16 protein-coding genes and 1 pseudogene are annotated in these 16,776 nt (G+C 42.5%); 16 read left to right on the top strand and 1 reads right to left on the bottom strand.

The window, feature by feature from the left end; genetic code table 11:
- Nucleotides 1-22 precede the first annotated feature (22 nt).
- From hprK to BS63_RS0100280, 5 genes are all read left to right on the top strand, one after another.
- Nucleotides 23-952, top strand: coding sequence for an HPr(Ser) kinase/phosphatase (gene hprK / locus BS63_RS0100260; RefSeq protein WP_002962398.1), 930 nt, complete (start codon nt 23-25; stop codon nt 950-952).
- Nucleotides 952-1,740, top strand: coding sequence for a prolipoprotein diacylglyceryl transferase (gene lgt, locus BS63_RS0100265; RefSeq protein WP_002962399.1), 789 nt, complete (start codon nt 952-954; stop codon nt 1,738-1,740). Before hprK ends, lgt begins: the two co-directional genes overlap by 1 nt.
- A 23-nt stretch (nt 1,741-1,763) precedes the next feature.
- A complete protein-coding gene (locus tag BS63_RS0100270) occupies nt 1,764-2,165 on the top strand; it encodes a DUF948 domain-containing protein (RefSeq protein ID WP_019772313.1) in 402 nt (133 codons plus the stop codon).
- Entirely contained in the window at nt 2,165-2,587 is a 423-nt protein-coding gene (locus BS63_RS0100275) for a YtxH domain-containing protein (RefSeq protein ID WP_002962402.1), read from the top strand. The genes BS63_RS0100270 and BS63_RS0100275 overlap by 1 nt, the downstream gene beginning before the upstream one ends.
- A gap of 198 nt (nt 2,588-2,785) precedes the next feature.
- The gene (locus BS63_RS0100280) at nt 2,786-3,598 is read left to right on the top strand and encodes a DUF6612 family protein (protein WP_019771382.1); all 813 of its coding nucleotides are present in this window, start codon (nt 2,786-2,788) and stop codon (nt 3,596-3,598) included.
- Nucleotides 3,599-3,808: 210 nt separating this feature from the next.
- Here the strand turns inward: BS63_RS0100280 and BS63_RS0100285 are convergent, their stop codons facing one another.
- A complete protein-coding gene (locus BS63_RS0100285; protein WP_019770143.1) occupies nt 3,809-4,108 on the bottom strand; it encodes a DUF3270 domain-containing protein in 300 nt (99 codons plus the stop codon).
- Nucleotides 4,109-4,309: 201 nt separating this feature from the next.
- Between BS63_RS0100285 and BS63_RS0100290 the strand changes: the two genes are divergently transcribed.
- The 11 genes and pseudogenes from BS63_RS0100290 (at nt 4,310) to BS63_RS0100340 (ending at nt 16,297) form a co-directional block, all read left to right on the top strand.
- Nucleotides 4,310-5,239 carry a peptidase U32 family protein gene (locus BS63_RS0100290; protein WP_002962408.1) on the top strand — a complete coding sequence of 310 codons (930 nt, stop codon included), beginning with the start codon at nt 4,310-4,312 and terminating at the stop codon, nt 5,237-5,239.
- Nucleotides 5,240-5,248: 9 nt separating this feature from the next.
- A complete protein-coding gene (locus BS63_RS0100295; protein WP_002962409.1) occupies nt 5,249-5,989 on the top strand; it encodes a lysophospholipid acyltransferase family protein in 741 nt (246 codons plus the stop codon).
- Nucleotides 5,990-6,199: 210 nt separating this feature from the next.
- Nucleotides 6,200-6,859 carry a helix-hairpin-helix domain-containing protein gene (locus BS63_RS0100300; protein WP_002962411.1) on the top strand — a complete coding sequence of 220 codons (660 nt, stop codon included), beginning with the start codon at nt 6,200-6,202 and terminating at the stop codon, nt 6,857-6,859.
- Nucleotides 6,856-9,087, top strand: a complete 2,232-nt coding sequence (locus BS63_RS0100305; protein ID WP_019786964.1) for a DNA internalization-related competence protein ComEC/Rec2 — start codon at nt 6,856-6,858, stop codon at nt 9,085-9,087. Before BS63_RS0100300 ends, BS63_RS0100305 begins: the two co-directional genes overlap by 4 nt.
- A gap of 142 nt (nt 9,088-9,229) precedes the next feature.
- Nucleotides 9,230-10,231: a DUF805 domain-containing protein gene (locus BS63_RS0100310; RefSeq protein ID WP_002962417.1), complete on the top strand. Its 1,002-nt coding sequence runs from the start codon at nt 9,230-9,232 to the stop codon at nt 10,229-10,231.
- A gap of 10 nt (nt 10,232-10,241) precedes the next feature.
- Nucleotides 10,242-10,853: a DUF805 domain-containing protein gene (locus tag BS63_RS0100315; RefSeq protein ID WP_002962420.1), complete on the top strand. Its 612-nt coding sequence runs from the start codon at nt 10,242-10,244 to the stop codon at nt 10,851-10,853.
- Nucleotides 10,854-10,930: 77 nt separating this feature from the next.
- Nucleotides 10,931-11,326, top strand: a complete 396-nt coding sequence (locus BS63_RS0100320) for a TM2 domain-containing protein (RefSeq protein ID WP_002962421.1) — start codon at nt 10,931-10,933, stop codon at nt 11,324-11,326.
- 656 nt (nt 11,327-11,982) lie between these two features.
- Nucleotides 11,983-13,029 carry a DNA polymerase III subunit delta gene (holA, locus tag BS63_RS0100325; RefSeq protein WP_002962422.1) on the top strand — a complete coding sequence of 349 codons (1,047 nt, stop codon included), beginning with the start codon at nt 11,983-11,985 and terminating at the stop codon, nt 13,027-13,029.
- Nucleotides 13,030-13,209: 180 nt separating this feature from the next.
- Nucleotides 13,210-14,240, top strand: a pseudogene (locus BS63_RS1000000111215) (S66 family peptidase).
- Nucleotides 14,241-14,471: 231 nt separating this feature from the next.
- A complete protein-coding gene (sodA, locus tag BS63_RS0100335) occupies nt 14,472-15,080 on the top strand; it encodes a superoxide dismutase SodA (protein ID WP_002962423.1) in 609 nt (202 codons plus the stop codon).
- Between the two features lie 170 nt (nt 15,081-15,250).
- Nucleotides 15,251-16,297, top strand: a complete 1,047-nt coding sequence (locus tag BS63_RS0100340) for a serine hydrolase (protein WP_002962424.1) — start codon at nt 15,251-15,253, stop codon at nt 16,295-16,297.
- The last annotated feature ends 479 nt before the right edge of the window (nt 16,298-16,776 follow it).

The following is a 16,776-nucleotide window of genomic DNA, read 5'->3' on the forward strand; positions in this document are numbered from 1 at the left end:
CAAATAGAAACGAGAAAGACTTATGGCAGTTACTGTTGATATGCTGGCTAAGAAGATAAAATTAGAGCCAGTTTATACCAGGCCAGAGCTTTTGGACAAGGAAATCACGACTTCTGATATTTCCCGTCCAGGGCTGGAGTTGGCTGGTTACTTTGACTATTATTCGCCTGAGCGGGTGCAATTGATGGGGATGAAGGAGTGGTCCTATATGATGACCATGACTCCCCACAACCGTTACTCAGTGCTCAAGGCCATGTTCAAGTCGGAAACGCCGGCCTTGATTGTAGCGCGGGACTTGGAAATCCCTGAGGAAATGATTCGGGCGGCCAAAGAAGGCGATACTCCAATCTTTCAGGCCCACCAAGCAACCTCTAGTGTTTCTGGTGAAATCTCCTGGTACCTCAATTCTTGTCTGGCTGAACGGACCAGTGTTCATGGTGTTTTAATTGACATTTACGGTATGGGCGTACTGATTCAGGGAGACTCTGGTATCGGTAAGAGTGAAACAGGTCTGGAACTGGTCAAGCGGGGTCACCGTCTGGTTGCGGATGACCGCGTAGACATCTATGCTAAGGACGAAGAAACCCTCTGGGGAGAACCAGCTGAGATTCTGCGCCACCTGCTAGAAATTCGTGGGGTTGGTATTATTGATGTTATGAGCCTGTACGGAGCGAGCGCCGTTCGGAACTCCTCTCAGGTTCAATTGTCCATTTATCTGGAAAATTTTGGACAGGGCAAGGAATTTGACCGTCTGGGGAATGGCAATGAAGAAATCGAATTGCAAGGGGTTAAGATTCCTCGGATTCGGATTCCTGTTAAGACTGGTCGAAATGTTTCTGTTGTTATCGAAGCGGCGGCTATGAACCATCGGGCTAAGCAGATGGGCTTTGATGCGACCCAGACCTTTGAGGATCGTCTGACCAATCTGATTACAGAAAATGGAGCGAACTGATGGCAGCTATTAATCCAATAGCCTTGCAATTGGGTCCCTTAGAGATTCACTGGTATGCCATCTGTATCGTGACAGGGATGGCTCTGGCCGTTTGGTTGGCCATGCGGGAAGCTCCTCGTAAGAGCATGACTTCAGATGATGTCATTGATTTTATTTTAATTGCGTTTCCGGTCTCCATTTTAGGGGCACGTCTCTATTATGTTGCCTTTGAATGGGACTATTATCGTGACCATCTGAATGAACTCCTCGCAACTTGGCATGGTGGTATCGCCATCTATGGTGCCCTCTTGGCTGGGGCCCTAGTCCTCCTGATTTTTTCTTACCGACGAAAAGTCAATGCCTATGATTTTTTGGATATCGCAGCACCAGGCGTGATGCTGGCCCAGAGTTTTGGCCGTTGGGGAAATTTTATCAATCAGGAAGCTTATGGTAAGGCGATCACTCATTTGGATTATTTACCCAAATTTATTCGGAACCAGATGTATATTGAAGGCAGCTATCGAGTGCCGACTTTCTTGTATGAATCTTTCTGGAATCTCTTGGGCTTTGCCCTCATTATGAGTTTGCGACATCGTCCAGGTCTTCTGAAGCGAGGGGAAGTGGCCTGGTTTTACCTCGTCTGGTATGGTTGCGGTCGCTTTGTTATTGAAGGAATGCGGACAGATAGCCTGATGCTGGCTGGCCTGCGGGTATCCCAATGCTTATCTATAATCTTAGTCATCTTAGGCATAGCCATGACCTATTACGGTCGCACCAAGGGAAAGCAACCCTCTTATCAACAAAAATAGAGTTAGAATAGTAGGAGTAAAAAATGGTAGGATATGCAATGTTAATTATCGCCTTGGCTTTTGTTGCCTTGGTTGTCTATTTGGCCATCGTCTTGCACAAGGTGGCGGGAACAGTTGACGAAACCAAACGGTCCTTGGCAGTCTTGACGGCAGATGTGGATGTTACTCTTCATCAGACCAACGATCTGATTGCCAAGGCCAATGTTTTGGTGGATGATATCAATGGCAAGGTAGCGACAATTGATCCACTCTTTGATGCAGTTGCAGATTTGTCCCTCAGTGTATCGGACCTTAATGATCAAGCGCGGATTCTAGGTAAGAAAGCTACAAGCGTCGGTTCTAGTGCTGCTAAGGCCGGAACGGCCGCAACGGCCTTACGTTTTGCCAGCAAGTTATTTAAGAGTAAAAAGAAAGAGGAAGCATAATGGGAAAATTTTTAAAGACCTTAGTATCTAGTGCCGCCGTTGGAGCGGCAGTTGGCTATTTCTTAACTACCAAGAAGGGCCGAGAGCTCAAGGAAAAGGCAGTCGATTTTGCTAACGACTATAAGGAAAATCCTGAAGCATACAATCAGGCTGCAAAAGAAAAGGCCAACCAATACAAGGATTTGGCTGTCCACACCTTCAATGATTATAAGGAAAAATTTGAGACTGGTGAATTGACTAAGGAAGACGTTCTTGATGTGGCCAAGGAAAAGGCCACGCAAGCCTCTGAATTTGCCAACGACCAGGTCCTAGCCTTCCGCGATAAGATTGCCAAGGCCAAGGCAGACTCGGCTGCAGAAACCAAGGCCGAGGTTGATGATATTGTCATTGATTATCCTGATACTGAAACGGCTGAAAATTAATGAAAGTTAAAGGGGGAGTAAGTTAGTGGCTCCGCCTTTTTTTACATAGTTTATCTTCAAATATAAATAAAATGAGAGAAGTATAAATATTTCGATTTTTATTGATTTAGTTAAAATTTCTGATCGCTAATGAAAAGGCTTTCATCTTATATTAAACTTAAATTGTTGGAATTATGTCAACTAAAGGAGGACAATTTGATGAAAAAATCTATAAAAATTGCCATTCTTATTTTCACTAGTCTCTTGTTTTTAGGAGCTTGTGATCATAAGCTTACAGATCAGAAAAAGAATAACCAGGACAATATGTCTACAAGCCAGCTGATAAAGAAGGCTAAGACAGCAAATAAGAAGGTAGAGACTGTTCATTTTGATATGAGTCTGACTATCAATTCTTTTGGAAAGAAAAAGAGTCAGAAAATGAAGGCCAACCTTGACTATGGCGACCAGGCTGATGAAATTGAGAGAGCTAGCGGTGAAATTACGACCAGGCAAGATGGATTAAATAGTTACCAAGAGTTCATATTCCCTGAAACAGGTGCCTATTTCAGAAATGAAGAAAATGCTGCTTGGGGCTATAAAGATCTGAGCACTTACAATATTGATCCAGATTATTTTGATTTTTTAGATATCGTTTACTCCATGAAAGATGATCTCAAAGTTAAGGTGGAGAGCGATGCTTATACCTTAGTTCTTAAAAGCCAAAATGTTGATTTGCTTTCACTCTTCAAGGAGGAATTAAACCTCTCTCTGACAGGTTACAGTCAGTCAAGTATGAAGAAAACCTTTGAAGTTAGCTTTGATAAGGATAATTTTCGCTTGAAGGCCTTCAAGCTTAAAATGATTAGCAAGTCACGAGGGAGCCGACTATCCTTTGAGGTCGATTCTAAGTACTCTAAATGGAATAAGATTAGTGAGTCCAAGTTTGATGCACCCGATGATATTAGTGAGACTAACAGTACCTCAACCACCAGCGACAGTAGTGATAGTCAAGAATTTTCTAATGTCAGCTAAATGTGAAGTGATTTTGAACTTGCTAGGAATTAGGAGTTGATTTTTTCTATCAGTCGGATGACTACTTGGTAATTTTGAATGATTTTGTTTCAGGGCGAAAATATGGGCTTGGAGTAAGGTTTGAGAACACAAAAATAGAGGTTCACGAAAAAATGAACCTCTATTTTTAGGTTTGGCTACTTCTCTTGTTAGCCCGGTTGAGACACTGAATTATTTTTTCTTCATCGAAAGGACGAAGGTTGAAATGGTTGATGTAATAGCGATTCCTAGCAGGACTGCCAGGCTGAAGGCTATTAGGGTCCCCAATCCCATGGTTAGAAAAAGGAAGGTCAAAAGGACGGAAGAGATGCAGAAGAGTGCGATACGTGCGAAAAATAGAAGTTCTCGCAATTTAGCACTCTGATTATCGACTTGGTAAAATTCTTGATATTTGGGTTGATTTTGATTGGTTTGATTTTGTGATTCCTGATTATTATAATAATCGAAATCATCTTGGCGTTGGGCTGCCATAGTGTTCTCCTTTCCACTGGAGTAGTGGGGTAAACTTTGTTACTTAGGTAACATTCTATCATAAATTATTAAAATTGTCATAGGAATTTAGTAAAAAGGATTTTGATTAAGTTTGTTTTAACAGGGAAAAATGAGAATCTTAGTATGGTTTCCTTAAATAGTCTCAGTTTTTCATTAAAAATTTGATATAATAATAATGTTATGGATAAAATTATTATTACTGCAACGGCAGAAAGTATAGAGCAGGTTCAAGACCTATTAAAAATAGGAGTTGATCGGATTTATGTGGGCGATAAGGCCTTTGGTCTCCGTCTACCTAAGACATTTTCAGATAAGGATTTAAAGAAGATTGCCCAGCTGGTTCATGAAGCGGGCAAGGAATTAACAGTAGCTGTAAATGCCCTCATGCACCAAGGGATGATGGATGCTCTACCTGAATATCTTGATTTCTTAGAAGACATCGGGGCTGATTATATCACGGTTGGTGATGCTGGAGTTATCTATATCTGCCAACGCGACAAGCGTCCATTCAAGCTGATTTATGATGCCTCGGTTATGGTGACCTCCAGTCGTCAGGTCAATTTCTGGGGTAAGACGGCAGGTGTTTCGGAGGCTGTCCTCGCCAGAGAAATTCCTTCGGCAGAACTATTCAAGATGTCGGAGAACCTTGAAATTCCTGCAGAAATCTTGGTCTATGGAGCTAGTGTCATTCACCACTCCAAGCGCCCCCTCCTGCAAAACTATTATAATTTCACCCATATTGATGATGAAAAGACGCGACAAAGGGACCTCTTCCTGGCCGAGCCCAGCGATAAGGATTCCCACTATTCCATCTATGAGGATAACCACGGAACCCATATCTTTGCCAATAATGATATTGATTTGATGACCAAGCTGTCTGAACTGGTTGAGCACGGTTATACTCATTGGAAGCTGGACGGTATCTATTGTCCAGGCGGTAATTTTACTAAGATTGTTGAAAAATTCATCAAGGCAAGGGAACTGATTGAGGCTGGCCAGTGGACCAACGACCGGGCTTTCCTCTTTGATGAAGAAATCCGCAAGTTGCATCCTGTCAATCGGGATTTGGATACTGGTTTCTATGACTTTGACCCAGACTTAGTTAAATAGGAGGTTGATATGTTTTACGCTTATTTACGTTGGTTAGTTTCTTTCCTAGTTTGGGTGGTCAATGGAAATGCCCACTACCATAATCGGGAAAATCTTTTGGACCCCAAGGAAAATTATATCTTGGTGGCTCCTCACCGAACCTGGTGGGATCCTATTTACCTGGCTTTTGCGACCAAGCCAAAACAGTTTATCTTTATGGCTAAAAAGGAGCTCTTTAACAATCGAATCTTCGGTTGGTGGATTCGCATGTGCGGTTCCTTCCCAATCGATCGGGATAATCCGGGTCAGGAAGCCATCAAGTACCCTGTTAAGATGTTAAAGAAGAGCCAACGTTCCCTGATTATGTTTCCAAGTGGCAGTCGTCATTCGTCGGATGTCAAGGGTGGTGTTGCTGTCATCGCCAAGATGGCCAAGGTTAAAATTCAGCCAGTCGTTTATGGTGGTCCTCGCTCTTTCTCAGGCCTGCTCAAGGGAGAACGCATTGATATGAACTTTGGTCCGGCCATTGATGTATCGGACATCAAGCATCTCAATGATGAGGGAATTGAAACAATTGCCAAGCGAGTCCACGACTCTTTTGACCAGTTGGACCAGCAAAATGAGACCTACAACAATCATAAGAAGCTCAATCCGCTGACCTATATTTATCGGATTCCCCTAGGGCTAATTGCTTTAATCCTAGTCCTTTTGACAATGGCTTTCAGCTATGTGGCTAGCTTCGTCTGGACCCCAGAAAAGCACCTCAAATAAGAGTTATCTGGTCTTTCGAGTTGGATTCCTTGGTTCCACAAAAATTTAGAATAAATTGACGATAAAGTTGAAGATTTTTTCAACTTTATTTTTTTATTTGCGGATAAAAGGGTGAGGAATCTTATGAAAGCAGAAGATAGTTATCTATTAGCAGTTATCGTTTTATTAGTGCTGATGGTCCTTTTGACTAAAATCTAGCAGGAGAAGCCTATGATTGAAGACTGGATTGAAAAAATCAAAGAAAATAAGCTGGTGGTGGGACTAGTTTTAGCTATAGTGGTTCTTGCTGGAGCCTTGTTCTTGAATCTAGCTAATGGAAATGGGAGATCAGCGAAAAGTCAGGCCAATTTTCCTTCAATGGCTAGTACGAGCCAGACCAGTCAAGGCAGTACTTCGTCAGCCTCAAGCTCGGAAAAATCAGGAGTCATCGTCGTTGATGTCAAGGGAGCCGTCAAAAAAGAGGGAGTTTATGAATTACCGGCAGGTAGTCGGGTGACGGATGCTATTGAGAAGGCTGGCGGTTTCACCGATAAGGCCAACAAAAAGTCGGTTAATTTGGCTCAAAAATTGGAAGACCAGGCAGTTGTTTACGTGGCTGCCCAAGGAGAGGATGTTGAGGAGGTAACAGGCCCTGGCTCATCGTCTGGGGGAATCAGTGATTCAAATCGTAGTAGCCATGCCAAGGTTAATCTCAATACTGCCAGTAAGGAAGAGCTGCAAACCATTTCAGGTATTGGTGAGAAGCGGGCTCAAGATATTATTGACTACCGGGAGGAGCATGGCGGGTTCAAGTCTGTTGAGGAGCTGAAAAATATTTCTGGTATCGGTGACAAGACCTACGAAAAAATCGCACCCGAGGTGACCGTATGAGCAAATACTTTCCTATCAGGCCAATCTACTTGGCTTTTTTGCTGGTCTTGCTGGCTTATTTCATCTATTCAGGCTACTGCTTGGTCGGCGTCCTCTTGGCCTTCACTCTCTGTCAACTTTGGCGGCATTACAACTTAAAAAAAGTTGGCCAGGTTCTGCTGGTTCTCTTGTCCTTTGGATTAGCCTTTTGGACCTATCAATATCGGGTCAATCAGGCTTATAAGTCTGCTCCCAGTCAAGTACAGGAGCTGGAGATGATTCCAGATACTATCTCTACTAATGGTGACCAGCTCAGCTTTCGTGCTAAGAGTCAGGGGCGGACTTATCAGGTTTTCTATCGCTTGAAATCACCTGAGGAAAAGCGATTCTATCAAAATGTAAAGGATAAACTTGACCTGCAGGTTTCAGCCAAGCTAACTCAACCCCAGGCTCTGCGGAATTTTCATGGCTTTAACTATCGAGCCTATCTCAAGCATGAGGGTATTTATCGACTGGTGACTGTCGATAAAATTCAAGGCTGGATACCGGCCAAGCGACTGACCTTCTTTGACCGTCTGCATGTCCTGAGACGGCGGGCTCTAGTAACTTGTCAACAGAAGTTTCCCAGTCCCATGAACCACTACATGACGGGGCTTCTCTTTGGTTATCTGGATAAGGATTTTGACCAGATGGGCGATATTTATACCAGTCTGGGGATTATCCACCTTTTTGCCTTGTCTGGTATGCAGGTTGATTTCTTTATCGGCCTTTATCGAAAATTCCTCTTACGACTTGGCCTGAGAAGGGATTGGGTGGATATTTTACAAGTGCCTTTTTCAGTTTTCTATGCTGGGATGACCGGTTATGCTCCCTCGGTTCTAAGAAGCCTGCTTCAGTCTTTCTGGGGCAATCTGGAACTAAAGCGATTGGATAATCTGGCCTTTAGCATCTTTTGTATGTTTTTGCTGAGACCCAACTTCCTGCTGACCACTGGAGGCCTGCTTAGTTTTGCCTATGCCTTTATTTTGGCGGTGCTTGATTTCCAAAACTTGAGCAGGGTTAAGGCAGGCCTAGCCCAGGGTGCCAGTTTGTCTTTGGGTGCCTTCCCTCTGCTGGCCTATTTATTTGGCGTTTTTCAGCCTCTATCGCTTGTCTTGACCCTGGCCTTTTCCCTAGTTTTCGATTATCTGATGCTCCCCTTTTTGACTTTGGCCTTCATAGTCAGCCCGCTAATTAGACTGACCTGGGTCAATCCTCTCTTCAGCCTGCTGGAGCAAATTGTCATCTGGACTCATGATATTGTTGGCCGGCCTCCCGTTACTGGTAGTCCAAGTTTGGCTATTCTTACTCTCATGCTAATCTTATTAGCCTTTCTCCATGATTATTGGCAGGTCAAAAAGATTCGTCCTTGGCTAATTCTGCTCTTCGTTTTACTAGCCTGTTTGGTCAAACATCCTTTGACCAATGAGGTGACCATGATTGATGTCGGTCAAGGAGATAGTATTTTCCTGCGCGATAGCTGGGGCAAGACTATTCTAATTGATACTGGTGGACGGGTAACTTTTGGGCAGAAGGAGGCCTGGCAAAAGAGCAATTCAGATAGCAATGCGGACAAGACCGTCATTCCCTACCTTAAAAGTCGGGGTGTGGGGAAAATTGACCAGCTGGTTCTGACCCATACCGATACAGACCATATTGGCGATTTGGAAGCTGTTGCCAAGAATTTTCAAATTGGCCAGGTACTGGTCAGCAAGGGTAGTCTGACAAGACCAGCTTTTGTCAAGCGTCTCAAGGCTCTGAAGCTGAAGGTGAGGACAGTTCAAGTAGGCGATGGTTTAACAATTATGGGTAGTAGGCTTCATGTCCTCTATCCCAAGAGTCTGGGCAAAGGTGACAATAATGATTCCTTAGTTCTCTATGGGAATCTGCTCAATAAGACTTTTCTCTTTACTGGCGATCAAGAAAAAGAAGGAGAGGAAGATCTGATGAAAATCTATCCCAATCTCCATGTCCAGATTCTCAAAGCCGGTCACCATGGTTCCAAAGGTTCGTCTACCCCAGATTTTCTCAAGCAAATCAGCCCAGAAGTCGCCCTTATTTCGGCGGGTCAAAATAATCGCTATGGTCACCCCAACAAGGAGACATTGGAGCGATTTAAGAAACAGAAAATGAGAGTTTACCGGACTGATCAACAAGGGGCAATTTCTTATCGTGGCTTCTGGGATTGGCACCTAGAAACGGTTCGGTAAGGTGGAAAATTTAGTTAGAATGGACTCATTTTCCTGCCCCAACCTAGGCTTTATCCTGCTTGCTGTGGTTCCCTATTAAGTTTGTATTTCAGCTTGAATTATGCTATTCTAGTAGACACCAAATTTATTTAGGAGATTGCTCATGTTTACAGCTTATGCAAATTTTTGGAAACACTATATTGACTTTAAAGGACGAACCAAGCGCTCAGAATTTTGGTGGCCTTTCCTTTTTAACAATCTGATTCGCCTTGGATTTTATCTGGTAGTTTTTATCAATTTAATTATTCCTTTTAACCAAGAAATCAAACTAATGCAGGATAGTGCTCTTTCGACCGAAGGCCTGTCTATCTGGTCAGAGATTTCACCTGTCATGGTGACCGTTATTATTCTCTGGGGAATTTTTGAATTGGCTATCTTGGTACCAAGTTTAGCAATCGGTGTTCGTCGTTTTCGTGATGCGGCCTTCCATTGGTCCTTTATCTTTATGTATGGGGCTGCCCTTGTATTGACAGCGATTCCTATGCCGGTTTTCCTCAATATTATCGTTTTAGTTCTATCAGCTGGTTTGACAATTGCCAGCATCGTTCTTTGGGCCTTTCCAAGTCGGGAAAAGAAGCCTAAACCAGTCAAGGCACCGGCTCAATTTGTAACTCCACAAGGACAAGTAGTCTTCCAAGGCCAAGCTAATCCCTTTACACAACAGGGACAACCTGTTAATCCGCAAGTGCCACAGGCACCATTTGCTCAAGAAGCTCAAACACCTAACCAAGCTCGACCTGTGTCCTCACAAGGTCAAGTCCCTAATTATGCTGGGCCAGTTGCCCCACAAGCCCCACAGGGTCAAGTTCCTAATCCAGCCCAACCCGTGACTCCCCAAGCAGGCATGGGTCAAGTTCCAAATCAAGCCCAGCCGGTAGCGCCACAAGCAGGAGTTGGGCAGTTTCCAAATCAAGCTCAGCCGGTAGCGCCACAGACAGGGGTGGGCCAAGCGCCATATCCTAATTTGGACCAAAGTCAAGGTGCTAATGGAACTATGCCTCAGCAAGGGGGTAATCCCATGAATCAGGCTCAACCGCAAGCGTCTCAACAGGCACCAGGTCAACCTGTTCAAAATCCTAATAACTACAATAATCCTCAACAATAAAGGGGCCAAAATGTTTAAAGCTTACCTCAATTACTGGAAGCAATACGTAGATTTTGGTGGCAGAAGTACCCGTCCAGATTACTGGTGGGTATTTCTTATTAACACCATCTTTACAATCATTTTTCAAGTTGCTCTTGTTGTTGTCCTTATCCGATTTGCGATAGCACTTGGCAATGATAACCACCGGATGGCTTCTGCTTGGCTAAAGTTTGGAGGAATTTACTATTCTAGTATTCGTGAAAGCTCCCCATTCCACGCCCAGCTATTGGCTGTTTCTGACTTTGTTTTCCATTATTCAAAAGGTGTCCTAACACTCTTTTGGTTGGGAATGATATGGAAATTAGCAAACCTTCTACCGCGTTATGCTCTTTTGGTTCGTCGCTTACGTGATTCTGGCCTGCATTGGTCTTGGTTCTTTGCTCGCTTAGTTCCAGGCCTGCTAGTATTATTGGCCAGTATCTTAACTTTCGAGCCCGTCTTTATCAGTCACTCCATGCGGATATTGGATTCCAGCTTGATTTTCTTTTGCATCAGTTACGTCCTTTTACTGTTTGCTAAGCTATTTGTCTTTATCATTTCCCTAAGGGCGAGTAAGAATCCTAGTCAACCGTTTTTTAATTGACAAATCTGCTAATAATCGTCCCATATTCAAGGAATTTGAATAAGACTTTTATCAATTAGAAGAATAAAGGAGTCCTTTTGTCAACATTTTCAGATAGTTTTATTGCTGCCAATATGAGAAAATTCCCTCCAGAAACTCTACCAAGCATTCGTCAACGGCTTGAAGGGTTGGACGATAGGCAGATTAATGACATTGTTGGAATGCCCCTCAAAGATCCAACGATAGCCCTGCTCTTTTCTATTTTTCTTGGGGCCTATGGCGTTGATCGCTTTTATCTAGGCCAAGCCGGTCTGGGGGTAGGCAAACTTTTAGTAACCATTTTTACCCTTGGTCTTGGCGGTTTTATTTGGCATATTGTTGATGGGTTTCTAATCATGGGAGCGACACGAGAGGAAAACTTGAAAACCTTAAACCATGTTTTCCACGCGCTAACTAACCAAGCGGGAGTGGTCTTTGATTCAGCCTGGTATTAGTTGGCAAACACTGAATTAGACTAGTCGGTCAACTAACTGATTCAGCGAATCTAGGTTCGGCTGGGGTGGATGCGGCTAGTGGATCTGAAGCAAACTAAAATAGGGCTTTTTAATAATTAAGAGCATAATGTACCAGCAGTTTGGAGTATTCTCCTGACTGCTTTTTTTCTTGCCTCCAAAGCAAGGAAGGCCTAATGGGGCATCTCGTTAGATTTATACTCTTCAAAAATCAAAAGATAGGTCGGTAAAGCAAAGCTAAGATTTAGAAAATCTTAATTTGCAGTGGTTGTCGTTATTACGGTCTACCTGTGACTGTTCACTAGCTTTAAAAGGAAAGCATCGTCGGCTTTCCTTTTATTAGAGTGCCTACGGAAGTTGTTAATTATTTTCCTAGCTAACTCCAACCAGACAGTAAAATCGACTATCTGGTTTTCGTGTCCCTTCGTTAATCCACTCAGCTGTACGTAAAAATTGTCTGCAGTTTTTTGTGACGCCTCACAAAGTTGATTAATTTTAGCTACTTTATGAGTCAAGTGAGGAAACTAAGCAATTGCTATGCGGACTGTTAGATGACCGCCTCCTTAGAGGCTGATGTCTTTTTGATTTTCATTGACGATTAAGACTGAGCCCTTAGCCTTTTATGATATAATAAAGCCATGATTGCAATTGAAGAAGTTGATGCTTTAAGCAAGGAAAAGCTCCCCTTGATTACCTTGGTGACGGGGGCCGATTCAGGCCAGTACAGCCAACTCAAGCAGCTCTTTTTAGAGCGGGTTGGCTTTGATTCCAGCGATTTGACCTATTCTTATTTTGATTTCTCTGAAAATGATTTTGCTGAGGCCCAGATGGATTTGGAGAGCCTGCCCTTTTTCTCAGACGAGAAGGTAGTGATTTTTGATAATCTTTTGGACCTGACAACGGCCAAGAAGTCTTATTTAGACGATAAGGAGGCCAAGAGCTTAGAAGCCTATCTGACCAATCCGGTGGAGACGACTCGGTTGGTTATCTTTGCTCCTGGCAAATTAGATGGCAAACGCCGACTGGTTAAGTTAGTCAAAAGAGAAGCGAAGATCTTTGAAGCCAGTCAACTCAAGGAAGCTGAGTTGCGGACCCATTTTCAAAAGTTGGCTCACCAGGAGGGCCTTGTCTTTAGCAAAGGGGTCTTTGACCAGCTCCTGATTAAGTCTAATTTTGATTTTAGTGAAATTCAGAAAAATCTAGCCTTTCTCAAGGCCTATAAGGCTGATGGCCAGATTCAACAGACTGATATTGACCAGGCTATCCCCAAAACCCTCCAGGATAATATCTTTGATTTGACCCAGTACATTTTGCAGGGGAAAATTGACCAAGCGTGTGATTTAGTTCGAGATTTACGCTTGCAGGGTGAGGACGAGATTAAATTGATTGCCATTATGCTAGGAAAGTTTCGTCTCTTTACTCAGGTGAAAATTTTGGCTCAGGCTGGTAAGAATGAGTCGGCTATGGTGACCCAGCTCTCAGAGCTTCTAGGCCGAAAAATTAATCCTTATCAGGTCAAATTTGCTCTCAGAGATAGTCGGCCTCTCACATTATCCTTTTTAAAGGAAGCCATGGCAACTCTAATTAGCACTGATTATCAGATTAAGCAGGGGAAATTGGACAAGGCCTATCTCTTTGATTTGGCCCTTTTGAAGATTGCCAGTGCCAAGCAGAGGGGAGTTTAAGTCTTTGATTCAGAAGCAAGATTTCATATTGAAGTAGTGATAGGGGTAAATTGTCAGGTTAATACAAGGAATTCAGAGCTTCTGCTAAAGTTGAAAATGCAAATGAAGGTTAGTTTATTGCAAAGGTCGGTTTTACATAAATAATTGTTAAAAACGGCAGATTGGCACAAGGGAGAAAATATGAGAGTCAAAAAAATTGGGATTGTCAGCCTATCTAGTGGTGTTATGGGGGAAAATTTTGTTAAGCATGAACTTGATATAGGCTTGGAAAGATTAAAACAGTTTGGTGTTGAAGTTGATTTTTACCGCATGCTCTTAAGGGACTTGAGTTTATAAAAAATCATCCCGAATCCAGAGCTCAAGACTTATTAGCAGCCTTTATGGATGATTCGATTGATATGATTTTGTGTGCTATCGGTGGTGAGGATACTTATAGATTGTTACCCTATCTATTTGAAAATGATGCTCTTCAAAAGGTGGCTAAGCAGAAAATCTTTTTAGGCTTCTCTGACACAACCATGAACCATTTTATGTTGCATAAAGTCGGCCTTGAGACCTTTTATGGACAGGCATTTTTACCGGATATCTGTGAGCTTTCTAGTGAAATGCTACCTTATACTCGGCAATATTTTGAAGAATTATTGACAAGAGGAGAAATAAAAGAAATACAGCCAAGTCAGGTCTGGTATCAGGAAAGAGAAGATTTTAGTGAAAATGCTATTGGCAAAGAGATGACAAGCTATCCAAATACTGGCTTTGAGTTATTAAAAGGGCAACCCATTTTTAAGGGAAAGATTTTGGGTGGTTGTTTGGATTCAATGTATGATATTTTTGATAATTCCAGATTTTCGGATACGGTTTCCTTATGTGCCAAATATGATCTCTTTCCGAAATTAGATGATTGGAAAGGGAAAATTCTCCTTTTAGAAACCAGCGAAGAAAGGCCAACTCCTCTATTATTTAGAAAAATGGTTGGGGCATTGAAAGATTACGGCATATTTGATGTGGTGACAGGAGTTTTGGTTGGTAAACCGCAAGATGAAATTTATTATGGTGACTACAAGTCAATTCTCTTGGAAGAGCTTGGGGATAAAAATTTATCCCTTGTCTATAATGTGAATATTGGACATGCAACGCCAAGATGCATTATTCCTTTTGGTGTTGAAGCAGAAGTAAATGTTGAAAAACAAGTTATCGCCTTTAATAATTAGAGAAACTAAGTCTTATTAATCGGGAAGTCTTAGCAAGGTTGATTAGTAATCAAAACCACTATTGGTTTTAAACTTGGACACTGAAAAATTTAGCCTGATTAACTCTTAATCAAAATCCTTGAAAACCCTATCATTTTCTTTTACAATATAAATATTTAGGGAGACTTCTCCCTTTAAGTCTCTTGCCCTATTGTAGGAGCAAGCTCCATTAACAGAAAAGAGGTAACCTTTATGGCGATTACATTACCAGATCTTCCTTATGCTTATGATGCTTTGGAACCATATATTGATGCTGAAACTATGACTCTCCACCATGACAAGCACCATGCGACTTATGTGGCTAATGCTAATGCGGCTTTGGAAAAGCACCCTGAAATTGGGGAAGACCTAGAAGCCCTCTTAGCAGATGTGGAAAAAATTCCAGCAGACATCCGCCAAGCCTTGATTAACAATGGTGGTGGCCATCTCAACCACGCCCTTTTCTGGGAACTTTTGTCGCCAGAAAAGACTCAAATCACCAAAGAAGTGGCAGAAGCCATTGATGGAGCTTTCGGGTCCTTCGATGCCTTCAAGGAAGCTTTCACTAAAGCTGCAACTGGTCGCTTCGGTTCGGGCTGGGCTTGGTTGGTTGTCAATGCGGACGGCCAACTTGAAGTCACTTCAACAGCCAACCAGGATACACCAATCATGGAAGGTAAGAAGCCAATCTTGGCCTTGGATGTTTGGGAACATGCCTACTATCTCAGCTATCGCAATGTTCGCCCTAACTATATCAAAGCTTTTTTTGAAATTATTAACTGGAACAAGGTGGCAGAACTTTACGCTGCTGCAGTGAAATAAGCTGAGTTTATAGGAAGTCACATTAAGCCATTCTCTATGGAGAGCTTGGCTTTTTAACTTGGCTTGAAGGTTGATGACTTTCCAATAAAAGTGGCAAACAATCTGGAAAAAATATCAGACAGAGCTTGCAAAAAATCAATTTTTCCTTAGAATAGTAGTGAGGAGAATTTATGTCGAAAAGAATTACTGCCGTTTTAGCGATTATCCTTGCCATTGTCCTAGGTATTCTAGGCAGTTTTTATTTGCAGCAAGGTCAAAAGGAGAGTCAGAATCAAAAGAGTCACCAGACCGATAGCTTAAAGAAGGCAAAAAAGAGTCCCAAGGAATTGGTAACGCCAAGAAATAAGTCAGCTGAAGAAAAACAGGCAGTCATGGAGGCGGATAGCGAACGGATGAACTCGCTGGGGCTTTACTATGATTATGCCAATATGAGCTTAAATGATACAATCAATGCCTTTCTAGCTGAGCAAGGGATTGACCAGTCTCAGGTGGCTTTTTCCTATAAGAATACCCGAACCAATGAAACTTTCTCCATGAATGATGCAGAATTGATGACGGCTGGCTCAACCTACAAACTCCCGCTTAATATGTTGGTGGTTGATGGAGTTGCTGAGGGTAAGTTCAACTATGAACAAAAAGTTGATATCACTAATTTGGATTTCGAGTACGAGGGGGAGCATGATGCCTATGTCAATAACTACGGTGGTAGCATGACCATTCCCCAAATGCAGTACGGGTCCTTGGTGGTTTCAGAGAATACCCCCGCCTATGGCCTGGCCAGTCTTTTAGGTGGGATGGAGAATGCCTATAGCCAATATATTCGCTATGGTAAGTCAAAGAATCCCGATGTGCCCGCCTTCCAGTACGAGGGCAACAAAACAACCAGCTCTTACTATATTCAGGTTCTAGACTACTTGTTTAAACATCAGGATAAGTATAAGGATTTGCTAGAATATATTGGTGAGTCTTTCCCAGACGAATATTATAAGACCTACCTGCCTGATGACCTGACCATCTATCAAAAACCCGGTTATGTGCGTGAGGCCCTTAATGTTGATGCCATTGTTATGGAAGACAGTCCTTATCTGATTTCAATTTATACCCGCTATTTGGGTGGTTCAACTGAAAGTAGTTCAGAAATAAATGGTACTGGTTATAATCAGTTGGCCATGCTGACTTATGTCATCAATGAGTGGCATCGAGTCAATATGAATTAACTCTGTTTCATCGTAGACTGGGGAAGTTTCACTTCCACCGGACCTCCAGTCTGAATCAAATTTTGCTCCAACGGTAGTTGAGGAAAATTAGGTGGCTATACTTGTTCAAGAGAAAAGGTGAGAGGCATAGGGTCACCGCTCCTTAGCGGGACTTGTAGCTAGTCTATTTAAGAATAGATAGACTGGTATTGCCCTCACGACACGGCATTGAACAAGTCGATAATACTTGTTCAAGAAAGCTAGTGAGGGGCATAAAGTTCCCGCCTCCTAGCGGAACATGTAGTCAGTCTGGATAGGAATTAATAGACTGACTTTGCCCCTCAGAGATTTTTTCAACTTGGCCAAAATTGTGCTATAATAGAAACAATTTTGAAATTCCAATGGTAATAAATACGAACTAGCTTAAGCCCAGCCTTGATTCGGGTTTTAGGTCAATTATCTATAGCTTAGAAGAAATACCTAGTTTTAATGGCTGAGAA

This window comes from Streptococcus sobrinus DSM 20742 = ATCC 33478, from assembly GCF_000686605.1.
Taxonomy (GTDB): Bacteria; Bacillota; Bacilli; order Lactobacillales; family Streptococcaceae; genus Streptococcus; species Streptococcus sobrinus.